The organism is Lactobacillus crispatus (assembly GCF_018987235.1).
Lineage (GTDB): Bacteria > Bacillota > Bacilli > Lactobacillales > Lactobacillaceae > Lactobacillus > Lactobacillus crispatus.
The window spans coordinates 2184891-2209633 of record NZ_CP072197.1 but is presented as its reverse complement, the minus strand read 5'-3'; the positions used below and the strand labels follow the sequence as shown (position 1 = coordinate 2209633).

Annotated in this window: 23 protein-coding genes; 9 read left to right on the top strand and 14 right to left on the bottom strand. The window is 35.7% G+C overall.

The genetic code is table 11. The features are described 5' to 3' along the window. Window positions 1-25: 25 nt before the first annotated feature. The 5 genes from J6L97_RS10815 to J6L97_RS10800 all read right to left on the bottom strand — a co-directional run bounded on the left by J6L97_RS10815 (window position 26) and on the right by J6L97_RS10800 (window position 4399). On the bottom strand, window positions 26-1177 hold the full coding sequence (locus tag J6L97_RS10815; protein ID WP_057726317.1) for an ABC transporter permease: 1152 nt from the start codon (window positions 1175-1177) through the stop codon (window positions 26-28). After that, window positions 1177-1701 (bottom strand): ATP-binding cassette domain-containing protein, encoded by a 525-nt coding sequence (locus tag J6L97_RS10810; protein WP_263974520.1) that lies wholly within the window; start codon window positions 1699-1701, stop codon window positions 1177-1179. Before J6L97_RS10810 ends, J6L97_RS10815 begins: the two co-directional genes overlap by 1 nt. A 204-nt stretch (window positions 1702-1905) precedes the next feature. After that, entirely contained in the window at window positions 1906-2493 is a 588-nt protein-coding gene (locus J6L97_RS10805) for an XRE family transcriptional regulator (protein WP_223876333.1), read from the bottom strand. Further along, a complete protein-coding gene (locus tag J6L97_RS11175; RefSeq protein WP_223876334.1) occupies window positions 2477-2719 on the bottom strand; it encodes a helix-turn-helix domain-containing protein in 243 nt (80 codons plus the stop codon). The genes J6L97_RS10805 and J6L97_RS11175 overlap by 17 nt, the downstream gene beginning before the upstream one ends. 372 nt (window positions 2720-3091) lie before the next feature. Further along, a complete protein-coding gene (locus J6L97_RS10800) occupies window positions 3092-4399 on the bottom strand; it encodes an NCS2 family permease (RefSeq protein ID WP_005719937.1) in 1308 nt (435 codons plus the stop codon). A gap of 228 nt (window positions 4400-4627) precedes the next feature. Between J6L97_RS10800 and J6L97_RS10795 the strand changes: the two genes are divergently transcribed. Next, on the top strand, window positions 4628-5428 hold the full coding sequence (locus tag J6L97_RS10795; RefSeq protein ID WP_057726321.1) for a Cof-type HAD-IIB family hydrolase: 801 nt from the start codon (window positions 4628-4630) through the stop codon (window positions 5426-5428). A 48-nt stretch (window positions 5429-5476) separates the two neighbouring features. Here J6L97_RS10795 and J6L97_RS10790 read toward each other — a convergent pair whose 3' ends face one another. The 3 genes from J6L97_RS10790 to J6L97_RS10780 all read right to left on the bottom strand — a co-directional run bounded on the left by J6L97_RS10790 (window position 5477) and on the right by J6L97_RS10780 (window position 7408). Further along, complete coding sequence (locus tag J6L97_RS10790; RefSeq protein ID WP_054832969.1) at window positions 5477-5935, bottom strand: hypothetical protein; 459 nt, start codon at window positions 5933-5935, stop codon at window positions 5477-5479. Window positions 5936-6049: 114 nt separating this feature from the next. Then, entirely contained in the window at window positions 6050-6736 is a 687-nt protein-coding gene (locus J6L97_RS10785; protein WP_057726322.1) for a deoxynucleoside kinase, read from the bottom strand. Between the two features lie 24 nt (window positions 6737-6760). Further along, on the bottom strand, window positions 6761-7408 hold the full coding sequence (locus J6L97_RS10780; protein WP_057726323.1) for a deoxynucleoside kinase: 648 nt from the start codon (window positions 7406-7408) through the stop codon (window positions 6761-6763). A 398-nt stretch (window positions 7409-7806) separates the two neighbouring features. Here J6L97_RS10780 and J6L97_RS10775 point away from each other — a divergent pair, with 398 nt between their 5' ends. The 6 genes from J6L97_RS10775 to J6L97_RS10750 all read left to right on the top strand — a co-directional run bounded on the left by J6L97_RS10775 (window position 7807) and on the right by J6L97_RS10750 (window position 15846). Continuing rightward, a complete protein-coding gene (locus J6L97_RS10775; RefSeq protein WP_223876335.1) occupies window positions 7807-9789 on the top strand; it encodes a glucose PTS transporter subunit IIA in 1983 nt (660 codons plus the stop codon). Between the two features lie 21 nt (window positions 9790-9810). Next, window positions 9811-10701 (top strand): N-acetylmuramic acid 6-phosphate etherase, encoded by an 891-nt coding sequence (gene murQ, locus J6L97_RS10770; RefSeq protein ID WP_057726325.1) that lies wholly within the window; start codon window positions 9811-9813, stop codon window positions 10699-10701. A 53-nt stretch (window positions 10702-10754) separates the two neighbouring features. Continuing rightward, entirely contained in the window at window positions 10755-12737 is a 1983-nt protein-coding gene (gene pbp4b, locus J6L97_RS10765; protein ID WP_057726327.1) for a penicillin binding protein PBP4B, read from the top strand. A 68-nt stretch (window positions 12738-12805) separates the two neighbouring features. Further along, complete coding sequence (locus J6L97_RS10760; RefSeq protein ID WP_054832968.1) at window positions 12806-13843, top strand: MupG family TIM beta-alpha barrel fold protein; 1038 nt, start codon at window positions 12806-12808, stop codon at window positions 13841-13843. Window positions 13844-13855: 12 nt separating this feature from the next. Next, the gene (locus tag J6L97_RS10755) at window positions 13856-14707 is read left to right on the top strand and encodes a MurR/RpiR family transcriptional regulator (protein ID WP_057726329.1); all 852 of its coding nucleotides are present in this window, start codon (window positions 13856-13858) and stop codon (window positions 14705-14707) included. A gap of 104 nt (window positions 14708-14811) precedes the next feature. Continuing rightward, entirely contained in the window at window positions 14812-15846 is a 1035-nt protein-coding gene (locus tag J6L97_RS10750; protein WP_123811765.1) for an IS30 family transposase, read from the top strand. Window positions 15847-15982: 136 nt separating this feature from the next. On the opposite strand, the gene nagB is transcribed toward J6L97_RS10750, so the two are convergent. Further along, window positions 15983-16702 (bottom strand): glucosamine-6-phosphate deaminase, encoded by a 720-nt coding sequence (gene nagB, locus J6L97_RS10745; protein WP_057726913.1) that lies wholly within the window; start codon window positions 16700-16702, stop codon window positions 15983-15985. Between the two features lie 125 nt (window positions 16703-16827). Here nagB and J6L97_RS10740 point away from each other — a divergent pair, with 125 nt between their 5' ends. Further along, window positions 16828-17655 carry an aldo/keto reductase gene (locus tag J6L97_RS10740; protein ID WP_057726914.1) on the top strand — a complete coding sequence of 276 codons (828 nt, stop codon included), beginning with the start codon at window positions 16828-16830 and terminating at the stop codon, window positions 17653-17655. Between the two features lie 105 nt (window positions 17656-17760). Here the strand turns inward: J6L97_RS10740 and J6L97_RS10735 are convergent, their stop codons facing one another. From J6L97_RS10735 to J6L97_RS10715, 5 genes are all read right to left on the bottom strand, one after another. Then, entirely contained in the window at window positions 17761-18717 is a 957-nt protein-coding gene (locus tag J6L97_RS10735) for an ABC transporter permease (protein ID WP_005719946.1), read from the bottom strand. Beyond that, the gene (locus J6L97_RS10730) at window positions 18717-19865 is read right to left on the bottom strand and encodes an ABC transporter permease (protein ID WP_005726928.1); all 1149 of its coding nucleotides are present in this window, start codon (window positions 19863-19865) and stop codon (window positions 18717-18719) included. Before J6L97_RS10730 ends, J6L97_RS10735 begins: the two co-directional genes overlap by 1 nt. Beyond that, a complete protein-coding gene (locus J6L97_RS10725) occupies window positions 19858-21396 on the bottom strand; it encodes an ABC transporter ATP-binding protein (protein WP_023487779.1) in 1539 nt (512 codons plus the stop codon). The genes J6L97_RS10730 and J6L97_RS10725 overlap by 8 nt, the downstream gene beginning before the upstream one ends. Window positions 21397-21477: 81 nt before the next feature. Then, window positions 21478-22563, bottom strand: coding sequence for a BMP family lipoprotein (locus J6L97_RS10720; protein ID WP_057726915.1), 1086 nt, complete (start codon window positions 22561-22563; stop codon window positions 21478-21480). Window positions 22564-22705: 142 nt separating this feature from the next. After that, complete coding sequence (locus J6L97_RS10715; RefSeq protein ID WP_057726916.1) at window positions 22706-23800, bottom strand: BMP family lipoprotein; 1095 nt, start codon at window positions 23798-23800, stop codon at window positions 22706-22708. A 305-nt stretch (window positions 23801-24105) separates the two neighbouring features. On the opposite strand from J6L97_RS10715, the gene J6L97_RS10710 reads away from it, so the two are divergent. Continuing rightward, window positions 24106-24711: an ECF transporter S component gene (locus J6L97_RS10710; RefSeq protein WP_005719951.1), complete on the top strand. Its 606-nt coding sequence runs from the start codon at window positions 24106-24108 to the stop codon at window positions 24709-24711. Window positions 24712-24743: the final 32 nt, after the last annotated feature.

Genomic DNA, 24743 nt, shown 5'->3' with positions numbered 1-24743 from the left:
TGTCGTTTGAGGCAATCTTTTTTGGTTAATGTCTAATTTTATTGATAATTAAGCCTAGGCAATAGGTAATTAGTATGCCAGCAATCAATGTGATTAAGCCAGAGATAAAAGTTACTTGATTATTATGATATTGCACTGCAATTTTCCCAGAAACTATACCAATAACATTAAAGTAGGTGGTAGGTAACCATGCTGCTGCTTTTTGCAACGGCTCAATCACGGTGCTTGAAACACTTACTCCTATTAACAAAATCAGCGTAATAAATAAGGTAGGAAACTTGTCACGTACGACATTAGAAATTAATTGGATAAAGTTGATGATAAATAATCCCACTAAAAGCTGAAGTACTAGGATTGGCATGATAATTTTTAGCGTTGGTACATACTCGTTAAGTGTTTGTCCGGTTAGATTTTTGTAGAGATAGAATGGATAATTCAGATTGCCAGTTTTAAAAATTAGTGTTGCAACTATGAATATTAAAATATTGAGTAGGTAGAAAATACCACCTGCGATGATTATGCCAATTAAATTATCAAATACATATCTATGATTATTAGTGATTGGCAGCAATGAACTAATATCTGCTTTGTTTTTGTATTTTGAAGTATAGAGTTGAGTCAAAATAAAGGTGACTACTAAAATGAATAAAAATGGCAGGTATAGTTGATTTAAATCTAATAAAAATTGAATTCCAGTCACGGGTGGAGTGTCTTCATACGGAAGTGGATGTTTAGTTAAATATTCAAAAAATTTTACATTTTTAGTTAGAGCATTTTTTTCATCGTTGCTGACATTATGATTTTTTAATTGAATATTTTTAGCCAAATTTGCGGCTTTTAGCTGATAGTGATAAACTTCTTGCCAATTTTGTTGCTTGAATGCATTGAGTAGATTCTGACTATCTTTGCGCTGTTTTTTAGTATCTGAAATACTTTGTTTGGTTAAGTTATATGCTTCGCCATTCTTTTTGTAATGCTTTAAGGAATGTTCCATTTGTTCAATAGCGTTATTTTGCATAGCTAAATTTCCCTTAGCTTGATTTTCTAAGGACATACTCCTAGAAGTGGTCGCATTAAGACCGAGCACGATAAAAGAAATTATTAGTAATAATGGTACTGTAATTAGAAAAATGTTATTTTTGAAAACCTTCTTTAGCTGAAATTGAATATAAGCCATTATTTCACCTCATTCATTGTTAAATTCTCTAGTTTTAACTTGGTGACGTTATGTAAATTATTAATTTCGTTTGCATAGTGAGAGGTTAGAATAATGCATTTGTCATTTAAACTGATCAAATCGTTTAATCTACAGTAGAGCTTGTTTCTGTTTTCTTCATCTAAGCCATTGGTAATCTCATCCATTAATAAATATTGGGCATCACTGACTAAGTATATAGCGATAATTAATTTCTGTTTCATCCCTAGAGAATATTTTTTAATGGGTACTTTTGCAAATTGATCTATTCCCCAAAAGCTGAGTTCTGTATCTATATCGTGTTGCGAATGCCATGAAACTTTCACAAATTGGAGATAATCTAAGCTGTTTAGGTTTGAATCCATCCAATTGTTTTCTTCGAAGAAAAATATTTTCTCCTTAGCTTGGTTAAATGGCATATTATCAAAAGTGATAGCCCCTTTATAGTTAACTAGTTGGGTTAATGCTTTAAGAAAGGTGCTTTTGCCAGCACCATTTTCTGCCATAATTTGATAGATATTTCTAGTTTTAAAAGTAGTCGTAAAACTCTTTAAAATTGGTTGTCTGGTTGTGATAGTTAGGTTTTCAACTTTGATCATAAATATCCTTTCAAAAAAGGCACGGCTGTTGTGCCATGCCTATAAATAATAATTAAATCATACAGGATATTAATCAGCATCGAGTTGTTTCGTATCACATACTATACAAAATCATTTTGGCCAAGTTTTAACTATATCTTGATAGCCATATTTTTTCATTTCGTCTTTAATTTTTTGTGCCTCTTCCTTGTTACCAAGAAATAAATTTTGCAAATATACTGCAGCAATCTTGTAAAGCAAGAAATGTACCGTAGGTTCTAGATTAAGAATATAATCAAATATTTTTTGAACATTTACATCTATGGTTTTTACAGGATTATTTTTCTTATAATATACCGCTAAATAATTCTCGAAGACGCGAAGATATCTTTCTTGTAGTAATTCAGGTATATTATGCTCCTTTTGTACTTTCGCAAGTAGCCTGCCGATAAAAAATGATAAGTCAGATGAATCCCATAGTGGCATTGTATCTGTAAATAATCGCAGTAAATCAGGTCTGGTCATCCAATTTGCTCCTTCATCAAATTCAACGAAAAGCTTTTCTTTTACTTTGGGATCAATTAAGTTTAATTCATCTTTTAGATTAGCTACTGAAATCATAGCTCTCAGTTTTAGAATGCTTGAATTAGATTGAAGAAGAATTTTATGATAATTTTGTTCAATTAGTTCAATTTTTCCACTATTAAAAGCCTGGTTCATCTTTTAATTTAGATTGGGAGCTATAGGTATTGCGAAGCAATTGATAAAAATATGTAATATCAATATCGTGTTCAAATAGAATTTCAGTTAATTTATCGGCGCTGATTCTATTTCTTCCGCTTTCAACTTTAGCGTAAAAGGAGCGAGTTACAACACCTGCACACATTTGCTCTTGAGTAAGATATAATTCATGTCTAATTTGTTTTAATGCCTCACCAATGGTCACAGGACTACCTTCTTTTATTTTTTATTGATGAATAATACTAAAAAAAGGCTAAGTTATCAAAAAACATCGACTATATTCGATAAAGCACCCATTTTTAATAATCTTATCGATTATAATCGATAAGATTGATGATTTTTGTATTTATATCGATTATAATCGATAATAAATGAGGTAAATCGAACGTGAATTCGGTGCATATGATGGCATTGCGGACAATTATCCAAAATATGTCCTTTCAATGGACAAGTTTGATATGAGTCGCAATGGGATAATTCATCAGAATATTATTGATTTTTTGCTTGAAAAATAACCGCAATAAAAGAGGACTAGTCAAAATTGGCTGGTCCTCTTTTTCAAAATTTAATTATTTCCTTAAAAATTCAACACCCACAGGAAGATCAGGAATACTACAAACAGTACCCACATCATCGGTGTGACTTCCTTGCCACGCTTAGCAGCAAGCATACAGATAGGGTAGGTGATCATGCCCCATGATAAACCGTCTGAAATTGAGTAAGTAAGAGGCATCCCTAAAATAATCAAGAATGCAGGAACTGCAATTTCCAACTTGTTCCAATGAATATGAGCAGTATTTTGTGCCATTAATACTCCAACAATGATTAAGGCAGGAGCAGTAACTTGGCTAGTGAAAACACCAAGCAATGGACTGAAAATCATTGAGATTAAGAAAAAGATCGCTACAAAAACTGCGGTTAAACCGGTACGGCCACCAACGGCGATACCAGCACTTGATTCAACGAAGGCACCAACAGGTGAAGTACCAAGGATTGAACCAACAGCCATCGCACTTGAGTCAGCTGCTAAGGCCTTACCTACACGTGGCATCTTGTTGTTCTTCATGAAACCAGCTTGTTGAGCAAGTCCGATTAAGGTACCTGCAGTATCGAAGAAAGTAACAAGCAGGAATGTTAAGACAACAACCCACATTTGCACGGAGTTGATGTCCTTTACGTGGAAAATAGCTTGACCAAAGGTTGGAGCTAAGCTAGGTGCGGTAGAAATCACCTTGTGTGGCAATGCAATTTGCCCAGTGCAGATCCCGAAGATAGCGGCAAGAACCATTCCGATAAAGATTGCACCAGGAACGTTCAAGATCATCAAAATGACAGTTACTAGCAAACCAAAGATAGTGATCCAAACGAGGGGATCGTGTAATGATCCTAAACCTACCAAAGTTGATTTATTAGCAACGATCAATTTACCATTTTGTAAACCTAAAAAGGCAATGAATAAGCCGATCCCAGAAGAAATGGCAAACTTTAAGTCAGCTGGAATTGAATCAATGATCTTTTCTCTTAATTTGAATAAAGTAATTAAGATGAAAATAATTGATGCAACGAAAACTGAAGCCAAGGCTGTTTCCCATGAAACATGCATCCCAATACATACGGTGTAAGCAAAGAAGGCATTGATTCCCAAAGCTGGTGCCTCACCGATCGGGTAGTTGGCAACGATCCCCATGATTGCAGTACCAAGAGCGGCAGCTAAAGCAGTAGCGGTGAAGACTGCACCGGTATTCATACCGCTGGCGCCCAGTACGCTAGGGTTAACAAACAAAATATAGGACATGCTGATAAAGGTAGTTAAACCAGCAATAAATTCAGTTCGAATGTTGGTTTTGTACTTATCTAATTGAAAGTAGCTTTTTATAAAATTCATTTTATCTCCCCAAAATATTGTTCGTGTTTTAACTTCTTGAACACAACTCTTATACTTTAGCATTGATAAATAAATTTGTAAACGCGAATTATTTTAATCATTACTTGGGCATTTATTGCAATTTATCTTTAAATGATAGGAAAAGCATTTAATTGAATCAGCTTTCATTAGCATAAATAAAGCATTATCCTAGGATATAAGAATTAAAAAAGAAATAAAGGTGAAAGAATGTCCGCACAACTTATTTTTTCAGATCTTGATGGCACATTGATTAATGATGATTTAGAGGTAACGCTCAAAACGCGGGACGCAATCCGCAGGCAAATTATTAATGGCAATATTTTTATTCCGACCTCGGCTCGTTTGCCTAAAGGCATGATGACCGTTGTTAATCAGATTTTGAAGGTCTGTCCATTTATTGCATATAACGGTGCGTTAGCGTTTGATGAAACAGGTAAAGTGCTTATTAGTCGCTTTTTTAAGGCAAAAGAAGCAGCAGAAATTTGCCGTTACGTAGATGAGCAAGACAATGATGCGGCCTGGAATATTTATAGCGGTTATGTTTGGTATTGCAGTGAACAAAAGAGCCCAAGGATTGAGCATGAAGAAAATATTGTCCAAGTGCAGGCAACACCAGCAACGATTAAGCAAATTGCCAAATTGCAGGGTGTACACAAAGGCTTGATTATGGGAAAAGCAGCGGATCTTGACCAGATGCAAGCAGAATTAGCTGCTAAATATCCTGATTTAACTTTTGTTAGATCAGCAGAGAATTTATTAGAAATTGTTTTAAAGGGTGTAAGCAAGGCTAGTGCAGTCAAAATAGTTGCTCAAGAATATGGCGTAGACTTGCAAAATTGCATTGCTTTTGGCGATAACTATAACGATGAAGATATGTTGGAAGAAGTGGGGTATCCATTTTTAATGGGTAATGCCCCAGCAGAACTAAAACAAAAATTTGCTCCGGCACAAATTACTGCTGATAACAATCATGATGGGGTTGCGAAAGCATTAGCAAAAATTGAATAAATAATAAATCGCATAGAAGCTCTATGCGATTTATTATTTCCTGGGAAATTATTGTTTGGCTTTTTCGATGATATAGCTAGCGAAGCTAAAGATTATGATAACTAACCCAGCAATGATCCAGCCCAAAGTTGAAAATTTAGATCCAATTAAAAGTAATAGGGCAACCAGGAGAATATAAATAGTAGCAAGTCCAATTGTCAGTTGCTTATATTTGCTTCCTAATTTTTTCAATAGTGAAGAGCGATATTTGGATAATAATTGCCGTCCAAGAAGATAGACAATAATGGTGGTATAGATTGCTGGAGTAACAAAATCAAATTGTTTTTTAAAATATAGAATCCATTCGATGATTAAGAGGATAACTAATATTGTATAGGCAAAGTTATCGGTTATTCTTTTTAGTTTAGTTAACTTTTTCTTTTGAGCGATGATTGCGACAATGCCCAAAATTAAGCAAACTATGATAAGTGGGAAAAACCATTGTCCACCAGTTACGGTTGATAACATAAAAACTCCTCCTTTAAACACAACCTTTTTCAAATTATACAAGAATAAAGCGAAGAATTCACTGTAAACAAAAAACATTCAAAATGCATTCGTATGCAAATTGAATGTTTTTATTTATGCTTCGATCTGGATATCAGTTGACTTATTCCAATCCTCAGGAAGCTTTCCCATTTCTTTTAATTTAGCTGTGATTTGATCCAAGACTATTTGTCTATCAGACTCATTTGCCATAAAGTCGAGTTTATCACCGTCAATTTCCATTTTTGGTGAATAGTCGTAGTTCTCATACCAAGGTTTGTAATAACGAAGCAGACGCTTGTAATAGTCCTCTAAAGTTGAATCATAACTCAATTGTTCATATGGACGGCCACGCTTTTTAATACGTTTAATCATGGTGTCGTATGAAACGTTAATATGAACAAGCAAATCTGGGTTCTTCTTTGGCATCCGTTCTAACTCGCCCATCATATTGTGCAATAACTCATAGTAAGTATCGACTTCTTCAGAAGTAGCACGGCCAATATCAGCGTTCATTTGGAAAAAGAGGGCATCTTCGTAGATAGAACGATCTAAGACGTTGTTATCTTCAGTAAGCGCGTCTTTAATGCTGTGAAAGCGTGTGTTCAAGAAATATACTTGCAATAAGAATGCGTATTTTTTAGGATCGGCGTAGAAAAGTGGCAAGACAGGGTTGTCGTCAACACTTTCATAAAAGGGCTTAGTTCCTAAATAATTAGATAAAATACCTGTTAAACTGGATTTACCGGCTCCAATTGGCCCGCTTAAAACAATAACTGTCATCACGTTCCTTCTTTTTATTCAGTCTTATAAGTTGCCGATTTCGTGCAACTTGTTATCAATTTCTTTTAATACTTCTTTTTGAGCATCCATGCTAGAAACAAAATCTAGCTTATCCCCATTAATTGCCATCTTAGGTGAAGCATCGTATTGTTCGTACCATGGCTCATAGTACTTTAAAAGTCTTGCGTAGTAGTCCTTTAAGCCAGGATCAGTACTAATTTGTTCAAAAGATCTGCCGCGCTTCTTAATCCGATTGAGCATTGTATTAAGTGATACATGGATATAGATTAAAAGATCAGGCTTTTTGCTAGGATTGCCTGGCGTATCTTCCATCATATTATCGAGTAAGTCGTCATAGATCTTGAACTCAGTTGGATCAGCGACCTTGCTATCGGCATTCATCTTGAAGAACAAAGCATCTTCATAGATAGAACGGTCAGAAACGCTATTTTTTTCCTGAATGGCTTGATTAATTTGGGCTAAACGATGGTTAAGAAGATAAGTATTGAGCAGGAAGGTATAACGCTTCATATCCTTGTAGTACAGAGGTAAAACAGGATTGTTGTCAACACCTTCATAAAAGGCTTGTGTTCCTAGATGTTCTGCTAAAATACTGGTTAAACTGGATTTACCGGCTCCAATTGGCCCACTTAAAACAATAACTTGAATCACATTCTTTCTTAAATACCATATATTGTACAATTAATAAGTTTAATACGAGATATTGTGGCACACAAGCGATTTTTTAATTATGTTTCACACTCAAAAGTCAAGGGTAGAAATAAAAAATCGAATAGGAATGAAACATAATTCAATTAGAACAGAAAAATTTTAAAAAATAAAGTTATCTAAAAATAAAGCAGATAATTCTAGTACTCAAAAAATAAGTACTTATGTAAATTAACTTTATATTTTGATAATTTCTCTTTAATTAATATGAATTATAAATTCAAAAATAAAATTAAAAGTTTGCTTTATAGATAATATTGAATTATTAATTTAAAAGAGTTATTATAATTCATGTAAGGGCTTACACGGCTCGCTTAATAATCTATTTTTAGGAGGAGAACATCATGGCAGATAAGTATTCTACATTAGGTCAAGAAATATATGCTAATATTGGTGGACCTAATAATGTTGAATCAATGTACCATTGTATGACCAGACTTAGAATTAAAATTCGTGATAATTCTAAAGTAGATATTGCTGGTTTGAAAAATATTGATGGTGTGCTAGGAGTGGTAGATGCTGATACTTTGGAAATTGTTTTAGGTTCCGGGGTAAACGCTAAAGTTGCTCAAGATATGGTTAGCCAAGTAGGAGTTAAAGAAAACGAAGAATTTCCTACTAATGTAACCAGCGATTATCAGTCAGAAAAATCTGAAGTACAAGCTAAGGCAGCTGAGGTACATGCTCAGCATAAAGCACAGCTTAAGCAAACCTGGTGGCGTAAGGCTTTAGGCCACATTTCAGCCATCTTTATTCCATTGATTCCTGCATTTATTGGTGCTGGTTTGATCTCAGGTGTTGCTGGTATTTTAAAGAACATGCTTACTGTCAAGATGCTTCCAGCAAGTTGGGCTTTAGGTGTAACAATCTTGAGTATGATTTCAAGTGCTTTATTTAGCTACTTGAATATTTATGTAGGTATTAATACAGCTAAAGAGTTTGGAGCTACACCTGGCCTCGGTGGTATTATCGGTGGTGTAGTTCTGTTACCAGGAATTGTTGCTCCTGTTACTATTCCTAACTTTTTGGACGGTAAGCCGTTAGCTGCAGGACAAGGTGGTATCATCGGGGTTTTGTTTGCTGTATGGATTTTGTCATATGTAGAAAAATGGTTCCACAAGCACATTGCAGACTCAGTAGATATTATCTTTACTCCATTTTTAACAGTATTAATCATGGGCTTATTTACAGTATTTGTAGTTATGCCTATTGCTGGATGGATTTCAAATTCATTAGTTGGTGCTATTAATTGGGTATTAAATGTTGGTGGACCTGTAGCCGGATTCCTTCTCGGACTATTCTTCTTACCAATGGTAATGTTAGGATTACACCAAATTTTGACTCCAATTCACTTGGAAATGATTCAAAAGATGGGATATACTCCATTACTTCCTATCTTGGCTATGGCCGGTGCTGGTCAAGTTGGTGCTGCTATTGCTTTGTGGGTAAAGTGTCGTAAAAATAAAGAATTAGTTAGATTAATTAAAGGCGCATTGCCTGTAGGTATCTTAGGAGTTGGTGAACCATTAATTTATGGTGTTACTCTTCCTTTAGGTCGTCCATTCATCACTGCATGTATTGGTGGTGGTATCGGTGGTGCTGTAGTAGCTTCATTTGGTCATGTCGGAGCTATTGCTATTGGACCATCAGGTGTTGCTTTGATCCCATTGATTGCTAACAACATGTGGTGGGGTTACGTTATCGGTTTATTATGTGCCTATGCTGGCGGATTTGTTGCCACTTATTTCTGGGGAGTTCCTAAGACTGCTATGGAAGGTGAAGTAAAACAGCCAACTCAAGCAGTTGAAGAAAGAAGAAATACTGAAGCAAAAGCTGACAACTTAAATATGCCTAGTGAAAAAGTAGAAGTTACTTTTGAAGCACCTGTGACAGGTAAACTTCAAAAACTTGAAGATGTAAAAGATGACGTATTTTCAAAGAAAATGTTAGGTGATGGTTTTGCAATTGATCCAAGCAATGGAAAAATTATTGCTCCTATTGATGGAACTATTGATTCTGTTATGGATACAAAGCATGCTATTACATTGAAAACAAATAAAGGGCATCTTGATGTGTTAATGCATTTAGGACTTGATACTGTGGAATTAAAAGGAAAACCTTTTATCATTAATGTTAAACCAGGTCACAAAGTTAAGGCCGGAACACAGATTGGCTCAATGGATATTAAAGCTATCAAAGAAGCTGGTAAAGAACCAGTTGTATTAACTATTATTGCAAATATGGATCATGTTGATCATGTTGTGAGAATGAGTGATGGAGAAGTAGAAGCCGGTAAAGATGTGTTTCATGTTATTACTAAATAATAAAAGAAAGAATTGATATAAATGTCACTTGATAAATTAACTACTGAGCAGAGAAACAAAAACACAATACATATAGACACTATGTCAACATTAGAGATGGTTAAAACTATTAATAGTGAAGACGAAAAGATTGCTCAAGCGGTTGGTACGCAAGATAAAAAAATTGCACAGGCAATTGATATTGGAGCTAAACGATATCATGATGGCGGACGTTTAATTTATATTGGTGCTGGTACAAGCGGTAGATTGGGTGTTTTAGATGCAGTTGAACTTGTACCAACATACGGTATCAAACCTGAAAGAGCTATTGGTTTAATTGCAGGTGGCAAGAGTGCTATGTATTTAGCAGTTGAAGGCGCTGAAGATGATCCAGATTTAGCTGAAGCAGATTTAAAGAAAATAAATTTATCTGAAAAAGATATGGTTTTAGGAATTGCAGCTAGTGGTCGTACTCCTTATGTAATTGGTGGTCTTGACTATGCCAAAAAAGTTGGTGCGGCTACTGTAGCAATTGCTTGTGTAAAAAATAGTTTGATTGGTCAACATGCAGAAATCGCAATTGAAGCTGTAACTGGTCCGGAAGTAGTTACTGGTTCTACTAGAATGAAAGCCGGCACAGCGCAAAAAATGATCTTAAATATGATTTCTACAGGAATTATGATCCGCCAAGGCAAAGTTTATGAAAATGTAATGATTGATGTTCTTCCAACTAATGAAAAATTAGTAGAAAGAGCTAAGAGAATAATTAGTACTGTTACAGGAATTTCAAAAGAGCAAGCATCACGTGTTCTAAAAGAAGCTGATAAAGATGTTGGTTTGGCTATTGTAATGGCTAAAACAAAAATGAATAAAGAACAAGCGGAGACTTTACTTGCAGAAAATCATAGTAATGTTAGCGACGTTTTAAAATAATTTGATATAAAAATATAATAATTTTGTTTAACTGTATGAGAAGAGGAAATACTATGAATCGTAAGCATTTAGTTACAAAGAGTTGTACTGCAGCTTTATCTTTATTAATGTTAGCAAGTACATCTGTTGTTTGTATTCCTAATAGTATAAATCAGCCAGTGTTTGCAGCTACTAGTAAACGTTCTCAAGAACCTGCTGGGCAATATCAAATTAATGAAAGTTTTCCTATTGATGAAAAGGATGATAATCCTAGATTCGATACGTGGTCTTTATTAGACAACATTAATAGAAAGTTTTATGGCTTTAAAGGTCAAGGTTCAGTTTGGGTTTATAGTAATAATCCTAAGAAATTTAGTCTATATATTAACGGTCGGAATATTAAATTAACTAAAGTAGGTCGTAATAAATGGGTAAAATTAGATATTAGTAAGTATACAAAAAATGGTAATAATGCTTTGCAAATTTCACCTCAAAAAGGAATATCCGCTAGTGATAAAATCGATGTAAAATTACCATATCCGGTTCTGATTGATAATACTAAAAAATATCGTGATAACGATACTTTTAAAGCTATGGATAAGTTAATAAAAGCTGAGATTAAAAATGGTTATCCATCTGCACAAATAGTTGTTATACATAATGGACAAATTATCAAGCGCACTGCTTATGGTAGAGTAAATGCATATACGCAAGATGGTAAGCAAATTAAAAGTGCACCTAAAGTAACTAATACAACTTTATATGACTTAGCTTCAAACACAAAGATGTGGGCAACCAATATGGCGATTCAGAAGCTAGTATCAGAGAAAAAATTAAATATTGATGCAAAAGTTAATACTATTTTTCCAACTTTTAAGGATAAAGCGAGTGATAAGATTAAAGGTAAAACAGATCTGACTATTCGTGATATTTTAATGCATCAAGCAGGATTTCCAGCAGACCCTCAATATCATAATAATAATTATGATCCAAATAATTCTAATAAACGCAAAAAAGATGCCACCCCAGTTTATACGCAAGATAGGAACAATATTCTAGAAAAGATTATTGCTACGCCTTTACAGTATAAACCAGGTACCAAAACTATTTATTCCGACGTTGATTACATGCTTTTAGGCCTTATTATTGAAAAGATAACAGGTGAAAGAGAAGACCAATATGTAGAAAACCATATTTATAAACCGTTAGGGTTAACTCACTTGATGTATAAACCATTAGAAAAAGGAATAACTAAGAATAATATCGCCGCTACAGAATTAAATGGTAATAGTCGTGACGGGCAAATTAGTTTTAATAATATTCGTCGTTATACTTTACAAGGACAAGTACATGATGAGAAGGCATATTACACAATGCATGGTGTAAGTGGACATGCTGGCCTATTTGGAAATGCTTCAGATTTAGCTGTTCTTGCCCAAATGGTAATAAATCGTGGTGGATATGGTAATCATCAAGTATTTGATGAAGATACACTTGATGAATTTATTAAGCCTAAATCAACTAATTCTAGTTATGGTTTAGGTTGGAGACGACAAGCAAGTAATGCTTATGGATGGGCATTCTCAGGATTATCAGATGCGTCTACTGTTGGACATACTGGTTGGACTGGTACGTTGACTGTTGTTGATCCACATGATAATACTGCGGTAATATTGTTAACTAATGAAAGAAATACACCTATTTTAAAGCCTGAAACAATTGCAACTGCTAATGATTTTGCAGGTGGACATTATTTATTGTCTAAATATGGTGATATTGCAAGCTTAGCATTTGCCGCTGTTAATGATGATAAACAATCCGCTAATGATGCTAAATTAATCAGTTTAGTTACTCAAAGATATAATGAGATTCAAAAGAATAAAGATGACCAAACTAATGCAGATAAAGCAGATTTATGTGGAATTTATGATGCTGTAGTTTCTCGTAAGCATAATAAAGCAATCAAGAAGTTTCTATCCAGTTCAACTGGTAAAAAAATTACAGCGTATGTTAAAGCAAATAGATCAGCTGTAAATAATGTTCGAAATAGAAATTAATTAAATAGTATTAAAAAAAGAAGGTCATTCGTCAAGAATGGCTTTTCTTTATCAGAAAGGAAAGAAAGATGTTAGGGATTTCCGTTTATTTTCGTGATTATGATGAGGAGTACTTAAAAGAAGCAGCTAAAGCCGGTGCTAAATATGTTTTTACTTCTTTGCAAATTCCTGAGGAAGATTATTCTAATCTTGATCAAAAATTACCTAAATTTTTCAAATTATGTAATGACTTAAAACTTGAAGTAATACCAGATGTATCACCTGTTACTTTAGAACGATTAGATATACCTAAAAACAATTTTAAAGCATTGAAAGAAAAAGGATTTAAAGCTTTAAGACTAGATTATGGTTTTGATGATTTTAAATTGGTAAAAAGGCTACAAGAAGATTTCAATATTTTGTTAAATGCTAGTGTTGTTACACCCAAATATATTGAGACAGCTAAAGAAGCAAATGTAGATTTAAATAAATTAACTTTAACTTATAACTTTTATCCTCATACGGATACTGGTATGGGGTGGGATGATTTTAAACGTAAAAATTGGCTTTTTAAAGATTTAGGTTTACGTACACAAGCTTTTGTACCAGGGGATGAAATCAAGCGTTTCCCTTTATATGAAGGTCTACCAACAGTTGAAAAACACCGTGGACAGTTACCGTATGTTGCTGCAGTTGAATTGATGCAAGAAGCTAATGTTGACGATATTTTTATTGGTGATAGTCGTGCCTCGATTAAACAATTAAGATATATTCATGATTTTCAACAAAATGGTGTCATGAATATTGAGTGTCATCTTTTGAAAAAGTACCAAACTTTATATGATCAAAAATTTGAGATACGTAAAGATATTCCTGAGAATATCGTCCGTTTAACTTGCCCTCGTACACCTGGTGTGGCAATTGAACATGCATTAAATCGAAGAAAAGGTTCTATTATTATGCAAAATAAATTAGCCCAGCGATACAGTGGAGAAATAGATATTGTTAAACAAGATTTACCGTTTGAAGTACGTAGTAATGTGATAGGCTGGGTTACACCTGAATATGTTAATTTGTTAAACTATATTGATGATCAAACTAAGATTGTATTTAAAAAAATAGATTAGGGGATGATCTGTATGTCTAACTTAACCAGCAAAATTTCTAATGCATATCCAACTTTTAATAAAACTTCAGCTCTTATAGCAGATACCTATTTAAAAAATCCTAGTATTTTTTTAAGTAAAAATATTAAAGAACTAGGCGATATTACTAAAACTAGTGGTGCGTCTGTAATTCGATTTTGTAAGAATTTAGGCTTTAAGGGTTTTAAAGACTTTCAAATAGCTTGTGCTCAGGAACAACCGGTAAAAATTAATAATCAAATTGAAACGATTATAACTGAAAATGATAACCCTACAAGTGTACTATTTAAGTTGCAAACTAGTTTAAGCAAAAATCTTGTTGACCTGGGCAGATCTATCGATCATGAAGAACTGAACCAAGCTGTTGAATTGATTGATAAAGCGAGAGTGGTATTTATTGCTGGTGAAGGAGCTTCAGGGTTAGCCGCAGAAGATTTTTTTGATAAGTTATTTCGTAGTGGCAAAGAGGTCACTTTTATAAGAAGTTCACACATTGCCTTAGAGGGAATTACAAATATCACAAAAAATGATGTTTTGATTATTTTTTCTTATAGTGGAATGACACAGGAACCACTATTAATGGCTAAGCAGGCTAGAAAAAATTACGCAAAAATAGTTTTAATTACACGAGAGAAAAAATCACCTTTAAGACAAATCTCTGATGTAGTAATCTCTTTGCCAACAAATGAAAAACTTTTACGATTTGGAGCAGTAAATTCATTATTTTCGGAGATGTTTGTTTCAAGTCTATTATATTTGAGTTTAATTTCGCCTAAATTAAATGAGCTAAAAGAAAAAATGGAGATTACCCAAAAATTAACAGATTATTTAAAAATAAAGGACTAATTAGTATCCCGGATTTAAAATTGAAGTGCAACACCAAGTGTTAAACAAAAAGGCCATGAAGACCTAAACTTGAAGTGACGAAAAATCAAGAAAGGAAGATCTTCATGACCAATTCAAATTCTAGCATTTCTAAGCACTATCATCAATTAACCAGCGTACAACGTGGACAAATTCAAGCAATGCTGGATTCCGGCATAACTTCCCGTACTGTTATCGCTCAAGAAGTCGGCTGCCATAAGTCGACAATCAGTCGCGAAATCAAACGCGGAAGCGTCCTGCAAAGAGACAGCAGCTATTTATTGTATGAGCACTATTACGCTGATACTGCACAGCTTTATTATGAGAAGCGTCGCAAAAACTGCTATCAGCGCAATCCATTGAAGCATTATGCTGTCTTTTTGAGAATGCTCTCCAGACGCTTCAAAGCTAAATTTGATGCCACCAGCATCGATGAATTCGTTGGTGAATTCAAAAGGACTATGCCAGGCTACCCTTGTCCCAGCACACCAACTGTCTATCGCTATATTGATCAGGGCTTGCTGGACATAAGCAATATTGATCTGCCTATGAAGCTCAAAAGACGCAGGAACAAGCGTCATCACGGCCAGAGCGGTCATGCTTTGCACAAGAAGAATCTTGGCAATTCCATTGAACAGCGTCCTAAAGAGATTGAAGACAGAAAAACGCCGCTGCACTGGGAAGGAGATCTGGTTAAAGGCGTCAGACGCAAGAATCAGCCTGCTTTAATGACTTTGACCGAAAGAACCACACGCTTTGAAGTAGTTATCAAGATTCCTGACTATCGGGCAAGCACATGCCAAAGGCTGCTTCAAAATGAGATTGACAGACATCCTGCCTGGTTTAAATCGATCACGTTTGACAATGGCTCTGAGTTTGCGGATATGACCAAGATCAAAGGCTGCCAGATCTACTTCGCCCACCCATATTCTCCATGGGAAAGAGGCACCAATGAGAACTGCAATGGACTTCTGCGTCAATTCTTCCCTAAAGGCAAAAGCATGAAAGATAAGTCAGCTGCTTATGTTCAACAGGCAACTGATGCCATTAACCGCAAACATCGTCGAATCCTTCAATATCACACAGCAGAAGAACTCTTCAAGCAATATATTTCCTCATAGCCTAACTGTTGCACTTAATTTGACAATTCAGGGACTAATTAGTATAAAACATATTTGATTTAAAATTAACAAAAATAGCTAGGTCTTCTACGATTGTAGAAAGCCTAGCCTTTTATTTTTAGAGATAAATTGTCATTTAGTTCTTGTATTTGTCGTCTAGCTCTTGAGCTGCAGCCTTATCAACAATAACAGTTACATCAGGGTGTTTTTGTAAAATGGATGCAGGTACTTGTTCAGTGACTGGTCCTTCAATCATTTCTTTAATTGCTTGAGCTTTCTTTTCGCCAAAGGCCATTAAAACGATCTTCTTTGATTGCATAATATTAGCAGTACCCATGCAGATCGCACTCTTTGGCACTTCATCGATGCTATCAAAGAAGCGAGCGTTAGCTTTGATAGTATTTTCGGTTAATTTAACTTCGTGAGTACCAATGTCGAATGGAGTACCTGGTTCGTTGAAGGCGATGTGGCCGTTACGACCGATACCTAATAATTGGATGTCGATAGGATTGTCCTTAATAATTTGGTCGTATTCTTTGCAGAATGCTGGAATATCTTTTGCCATACCATCTGGAACGTAAGTCTTCTTGAATGGCTTTTGGTCAAATAAGTGCTTTTGCATAAAGTAGTGATAACTTTGAGGATTATCTGGGGTTAAGCCTACATATTCATCGAGGTTGATGCTAGTGAGGTCTTCACAATTAAGATCACTTTGTACCCAATTTTGGTAAAGTGTTTCAGGGGTTGAGCCAGTTGCTAAACCTAAGACTTTAGCACCATTTTTAATGCCTTTTTCAAAAATCTCGAATGCCTTTGCTCCACCTTGAATTTTGTTTTCAGTAACAATAACTTTCATAATAAATCCTCCTTATTTAATGGTCTAGTCCATTATAAAATGGAATAGACCATTTTGTCAATTGGTAAAGCAAAATAATTGTAAAGTAAGTATGTTAGAATTTGAGTATAAGGAAGTGAGCGAGGATGGATTTTGAAAAGCTAACCGGTTTAGGGATCGGTACTTGGGGCTTAGGTGAAGATCCTAAAAAGAAAAAAGATGAAATAGCAGCTATTCGTTATAGTTTAGATCATGGCTTGAAGGTAATTGATACAGCTGAGATGTATGGTGATGGTCAGAGTGAACAATTAATTGGTGAAGCAATTAAGGGATATGATCGTGATCAGCTGTTTTTGATTTCAAAATTCTATCCCTACCATGCAACGCCAGAATTAGAACGCCGAAGTCTAGAAGCTAGTCTGAAACGACTTGGGACAGATCATTTAGATCTTTATTTATTACATTGGCGGGGCAGTCACCGCTTGTCTGATACAATTCGCGGTTTGCAGGCACTGCAAAAGGATGGTCTTATTCGCTATTGGGGTGTATCCAACTTTGATACGGCTGATATGCAGGAACTTTTTTCAGTACCAGGCGGAGAAGAATGTTTTGCCAATGAGGATCTGTACAATATTAGTGAACGCGGCACAGAATTTGATTTGCAGACTTGGCAAATGGAGCATGGAGTGAATTTTATTGGTTACTCACCATTTAATTCAGGCAAGGGCGATACTATTAGAATTACGCGTAATTTAAAAATCGTTGCACGTGATCATGGCGTTACGCCTCATCAGATAATGCTAGCTTGGACGATGCGCAATGGCAATGTTTTAACGATTCCTAAGGCAAGTAGTGTAGAACACATGAAGGAAAATATTGCAACACAAAAGATTAAACTTACAGATGATGAGCTTAGATTGCTTAACAGTGATTTTCCAATGCCAACTGAAAAAACGCCGTTAGCTGTTATTTAGTACAAGATATAGTAAGATTACCACATATAAGCGCTATATCTTGTGGATAACTATGTGGACATGTGTAAAATAAAAGGCTGTTTCATGTGAAACAGCCTTTTTTTCTTATTTCGATTTGATGTAGTTAACCCCATCTGCGGCAGGTGCAACTGACTTGCCGAGGAAGAGGACCAAAACGATGATTGTAATAACGTAAGGTGCAATCTGCATGTAAACGGATGGAATTTGATCGATTCCTGGCAGTTGATGTCCAATAATACTTAAGCTTTGAGCAAAACCAAAGAAAAGGGATGAGAGCATTGCACCGATTGGATTCCATTTACCAAATATAACGGCAGCTAAAGCCATGAATCCTTGTCCAACGATAGTAGAAACAGAGAAGTTACCAGATATTGCTTGAGCAAAGACGGCACCGCCAAGACCTGCCATAAAGCCGGAAATTAATACACCTGCATAACGCATGCCATAGACATTGATCCCCATTGTGTCAGCTGCTTGAGGATTTTCACCACATGAACGTAAGCGTAGGCCAAAGCGAGTCTTATATAAAATCCACCACATCAAAATAGCAAGAATAATGGCAATCCAAGCAGGGGCAGAGGTGTTTTTGAAGAAGATTGGCCCAACGATGGGAATGCTGCTTAAACCAGGAAAGCTGAAGTAGCCGAAGTTAGCGGTGATATTTTCAGTTTGGCCTTTATCATAAATTGCTTTGATCAAGAAAACACCTAAAGGTGGTGCCATGATGTTCAGCACTGTTCCGGAAATGACATGATCAGCGTGAAAATTGATTGTGGCAACAGCATGAAGCAATGAAAAAATCAAACCAACAATTCCGCCGACTAGAGTGCCAAGCCAAGGAGTAGCTGCACCAAAAGTTGAAGCGAAAGTTAGGTTGAAGACAATCGCCGCAAAGGCTCCCATGGTCATGATACCCTCCAGGCCAATATTAACAATCCCAGAGTTTTCACTGTAAACACCACCAAGAGAAGCTAGGATTAGAGGCGCAGAATAAACTAAAGTGGATGAAACAATTAACGCCATCATTGTAACGAAATTCATTATTTTTCTCCTTCGATTACTTTTCTACCTGGACCATCAACACCATTGTTGGGTCCTTTTTCTTTTCTGGTTGGAATGTAGTAATCACTGCGGTTCTTCTTAGTTTTAAAAAGCAAACCAATGACGTAATTGATAGCGATGAAGAAAATGATGGCAGCAATTACGATAGATACGATTTCATAAGGAATACCGGCAATAGTTTGCATGCCCAAACCACCAATTTTTAAAATTGAGAAAAGAAGTGAAGCTAATAAAATACCAATTGCAGTTCCACCACCAAGTAAGGCAACTGAAAGCCCGTCCCAGCCAATATCCAAACTAGTTGTTTGAGTGAAGTAGTTTTGGTAGGTACCAAGTCCTTGTACTACACCGCCTAAGCCAGAAAATGCACCTGAAAGTAACATTGAAATAATAATATTCTTTTTAGAAGACATCCCGGCATAGCGACTAGCAAAAGGATTGAGTCCAACTGCCTTGATTTCAAAACCAACGGTAGTTTTTTTCATTAAATACCAATAAAAAATAAGTCCAATTATTGCTAAGAAAATACCAGCATTGATTCGCGAATCACCAAACATGCTAGTTAACCAGTTAAGCTTTAAGCTGCCATTGGCTGGAATTGTTTTAGTAGTATCGGTATCAATTCTTAATTTTGAGGACATTACTTGTTGCATTAAATATTGACAAGTATAGAGCACAATATAGTTAAGCATGATAGTAGTAATTACTTCATTAGTTCCAAATTGAGCTCTTAAATAGCCAGCAATTCCTGCCACAATAGCACCAGCTATAGCGCCTGCAATAATAGCTAAAGGCAATAATACTGGCTTAGGCAATTGAGGATTGGCCAATACAATCCAAATAGAAGTCAACCAACCAGCTTGTGCTTGACCTGGCAAACCGATGTTAAAAAAGCCAGCTTTTGAGGCAATTGCAAAACCGATAGCAATAAAAATTAATGGCGTAGCTTCACGAATAGTTTCACCAATACCATTCATATTGCCCAGTGCGCTAGAGAACATGGAGCTGTATGCTTGAAAAGGATTATAGCTCCAAATCAGCATGATAATAGCACCAACTATAAAACCAGCAATTACTGAGATAACTGGTACTAGAATATTTTTGACTTTAGGTGTAACTTTAATCAATTGTTGCATCTTCTTTCTTAACACCGGTCATTAAAAGACCTAGTTCTTGATCTGTAGTTTTTTCAGGTAATACTTCGCCTGAAATTTGACCATCATGCAAAACAGCAATCCGGTCAGATAATTGCATAATTTCATCAAGTTCATATGAAATTAATAGGATAGCTTTTCCTGCTGCTCTTTGAGCTAAAAGCTGCTTATGAATATACTCAATTGCACCAACATCTAAACCGCGAGTGGGCTGGAATGCAATGATTAGATCGCTGTTTCTATTTAATTCTCTAGCGATAATTGCTTTTTGCTGGTTACCTCCCGATAGGTCGCTAGCTGGCAATGCAGGGCTAGTAGTTCGAATATCGAATTTTTTAATTAAATCTACGGCATGCTTCAAGATTGCTTGATGATTAATGATGCCATGATTAGAGAAGGGACGTTGGTAGTAAGTTTGCAGCGCTAAGTTATCAGCTAATGACATGTGAAGAATTAAGCCATATTTTTGCCGGTCTGCAGGAATATGCGCTACGCCAGCTTCGGTGATTTTGCGAACTTTTTGGTTGGTTAAATTTTGACCATTAATTAAAATTTGCCCTGACTTAACATGGCGTAAACCAGTGATTGCTTCAACCAGTTCATCTTGTCCATTGCCGTCAATTCCGGCTAGCCCTAAAATTTCACCTCCACGGATTGAAAGGGAAAGGTCTTTAACGCTTAAGGCACCGTGATTTCCTTTTACCTGTAAGTTTTTGATTGCTAGAATTTGCTTGCCCAAGTTAGGTGCTGGTTTGGTTAGCTTCATGTTGACATGCCGCCCCACCATTAATTCGGCTAACCGCTCATCACTAACTTGATCAACAGCAAAAGTACCAACATCGTGACCACGTCTGATAACTGTAACTCGATCTGCAACAGCCTTGATTTCTTCTAATTTATGAGTGATCAAAATGATTGATTTGCCTTCTTTAGCTAAATTTTTGAGTACTTTAATAAATTCAGAAATTTCTTGTGGGGTTAAAACAGCAGTTGGTTCATCAAAAATTAAAATATCTGCACCACGATAAAGTACCTTTAGAATCTCAACTCTTTGCTGTTGGGCGACAGTAATGCTAGAGATTTTGGCATCTGGATTAATAGCAAAGCCATATTTTTGTGCAAGAGCTAGGACCTGTTTTCTTGCCTTTTTCAGATCGATAACGGGTCCCTTAGTTGATTCATGTCCTAGAATAATATTTTCTAAAACGGTAAATGAATCCATAAGCATGAAATGCTGGTGTACCATCCCAATGCCTAATTTTTTAGCGACAGTTGGATCTTTAATATTTACTTTTTGATTATTAACCAGAATTTCACCGCTTGTTGGTTCAAGTAAGCCAGATAAAATTCTCATTAAGGTAGATTTACCCGCGCCATTTTCGCCAAGCAAAGCCAAAATTTCACCTTGATAGAGCGTAAGGTTAATATCGTCATTTGCCTTGAAACCATCGAAATCTTTGACAATATGGCGCATCTCGATTACTTTATTTCTCTGTTCTTTCATGTAAATAAATACTTCCTTAATTAACTATAGAAAAACTCTTCGCTAAAAAACGAAGAGTTCTCAAAATACTAAGCAGCTGAATTACTTAGTTGGAGCAGTAGCAACCTTAATCTTGCCATCAATAATTTGTTGACGAGCCTTTTGTACTGCTGCCCAAGTTTTAGCGTTTAAATTACCTTTGGTGATTGAAACCCCATTACCCTTTAAGCTGTAAACTAAGTGCTTACCACCAGGGAATTTACCATTGTAAGCATCATTAGCAATTGACTTAGTAGCAACATCTAAGCCCTTTAAGACGGAAGTTAAAGTGAAGTTCTCTTTCTTACCATCTTTTGACTTGTAGTTACCTAGGTTAGATTGGTCAACGTCAACTCCGATTACCCAAACCTTTTTAGCTGCTGGACGGGCTTGGTTGTAATCTTTTCCTTCTTGGAAAACACCGTTACCTGCGTTACCGGCTGCTTGGTAAATAATATCAGCGCGGTTAGCATACATTGATTGAGCAATTGATTTAGCCTTATCGGTTGAAGTGAAGTTACCGATGTATTGGGTTTGAACTGAAATCTTCTTGTGAAGAGCTTTAGCACCGTCAGTAACACCTTGCTTAAAACCGGCTTCGAATAAATCAATAATAGATGACTTAGCACCGCCAATGAAACCTACTTTGTTGGTTTTAGTGGTGTAAGCTGCGGCCAATCCGCCAAGATAAGAAGCTTGATTGCTTTCAAAGGTGGCAGAAGCGACGTTCTTAATCCCAGAGTCAACGCTATCAATGATAACGAAATTCTTTTTAGGATTCTTCTTGGCTGCTTGCTTGACTGCGTCGGCTAATTGATAGCCAACACCGAAAATGGTTTGGTAGCCGGCTGTAGCGGCTTGATCAAAGTTAGGAGTGAAGTCTGCGGCACTGCTAGACTGGAAGTATTGATAACCACCTTTTCCTTGTTTTAAACCATGTTCCTTGCCGTATGCTTTAAATCCTGACCATGCAGCTTGGTTAAATGAATGATCATCAACACCATTTTCATCTGTGATTAGGGCAATGCCATGTTTAGTATCTTTGTTGGCTGATTGACCAGACTTTTTACCCGAACAAGCAGTTAGAATCAAGCCAACTGATGCTAAAACGACACCAAATGATAAAATTTTCTTGAACTTTACGTTCATTATTTCTGTCCTCCACAATATTAATACCGAACAATTTATAAATAAGTTTATTAATTAATACGTATTTTGTCAACAAAAATATTGATCAGGCAAAAAAATAATTGATTGTAATTATAAAAAAGCAAACTATACTAGTATGCTTTTATTTATTGTTAGGATGAATGGCAACCTTAATTTTGCCTTTTAGGATATTAGCTCTAGCAATTTGGGCATCTTTCCAAGTTGAAGCTGAAATCTGTCCTCGTTCAATAGAAACACCATTGTTTTTAAGCCCATAAACTAAATTTTTACCACCAGGGAATTTATTATTATAAGCTCTATTGGCGATATCTTTAACAGCAACATTTACTCCAGTTATTACTGATGTCAAAACAAAATTAGATTTTTGTCCGCCTTTAGCAGTGTAGTTACCGAGATGAGATTGATCGACATCAACTCCGATTACCCACACTTTATCTTTAGCTGGTCTAGTTTGATTAATGGCTTTAGCTTCTTGGAAAAGACCATCACCAGCACCACCAGCAGCATGGAAGATGATGTCGGCTTTTTTGGTGTACATTGATTGAGCAATTGATTTGGCCTTGTCTGAACTAGTAAAGTTGCCAATATATTGGTTTAAGATAGTAACTTTTTTGTGCATTTTTTTGGCTTGATCTTTAACACCTTGAGTAAATCCGGCATCAAAAAGGTCGACAATATCGCCATGAGCACCGCCGATGAAGCCAACCGTGTTGGTTTTGGTTTCTTTAGCAGCTACGACACCAGCTAAGTAGGAAGCTTGTTCGCTCTTGAAATTAGCTGAGACAACATTCTTTTGTCCCTTGATTACATCGTCAATAATGGCAAAATTCTTTTTAGGATAGCGTTTAGCGGCAGAAGCTACGGCATCTTTTAAACTGTGACCAACGCCAAAGATAGTTTGATAACCAGCTTTAGCTGCTTGATCAAAATTAGGAGTGAAATCAGCAGCACTACTTGATTGAAAATATTGATAACCGTTTCGACCGCGGCTCAAGTTGTGCTCTTTGCCATAACTTTGAAATCCTTCCCAAGCAGATTGGTTAAAAGAGTTATCATTTACACCATTACCGTCAGTAATTAATGCAATAGAGTGCTTGGCATCGCTTGATTTATTATTGCTTGCACCCTGTTTTTTACCAGAGCAGGCGGTTAAAATTGCACCTAAACTCAATGCAAGCACACCAATAGATAGTAATTTTTTGACTTTTTTATTCATAAAATTGATCCTCTCTCCATCAAATGATTTTTAACATAAAACGAGGTTAACAATATTTAGTGGCTATGTCAAAATTGACATACAACATAAAGTATTGATATAAAGGGATTCTTAATTGGTATAGAACACGATTATGCATTAGAGAGAGTAAGGATAATGCATAATTAAGTAAAAAAATAATAAAAAATACAATATCTTGTCATATTAGATAAAATATACCTAGATATTGTATAATGAACTTTTTTGCTGAGAAAAAATCTTAATTATGGTTTAATTGAGTCTAAAGAATTAAGTTGGAGAAATATATGAGAAGAGAAGAAACTAAAAGATTAGCAATTACTGCTGTCTTTGCTGCTTTATTGATTGTACAGACTTTTGTGCCAAATGTTGGCTATGTAAGAATTATCCCGGCTTTGCCAGCTGTAACTACTATTCCAATGACAATTGCCGTCTATGGCACGTTAATGGGACAAAAGGCGGGTCTAGGCTTTGGCTTATTCTGGGGTATTACCAGATTGATTGTTGCATATACTCAACCTGGCGATATGGTCAGCTTAATGTTGTTCCAAAATCCGGTAATTTCATTGGTACCAAGTATTTTGGCTGGCTATTTCCCGGGAATTATTGCGAAGGGTATGAGTAAGACTAAATATGCGAAATTGGGTTATATCATAAGTGGAGCAGTCACTTCGTTAACTAATACCGTGATGGTTATTTTGCTGACGAGTATTTTCTTCATGCATGATCCAGCAAGCTTAACTCATTACCTAGGAAATTATAGTTCAGGTACGCCATTGATTTTAATTTTAATTATGGCACTGGGCATGAACGGTTTAGTAGAAGCAATTTTTACAGCTATTGTCGTTCCAGTAATTGTAACGCCACTTAACTTAGTTATGAAAAAGGCGTAACTAAAAAGTTTAATAAATTGAAAAAAGGCTCC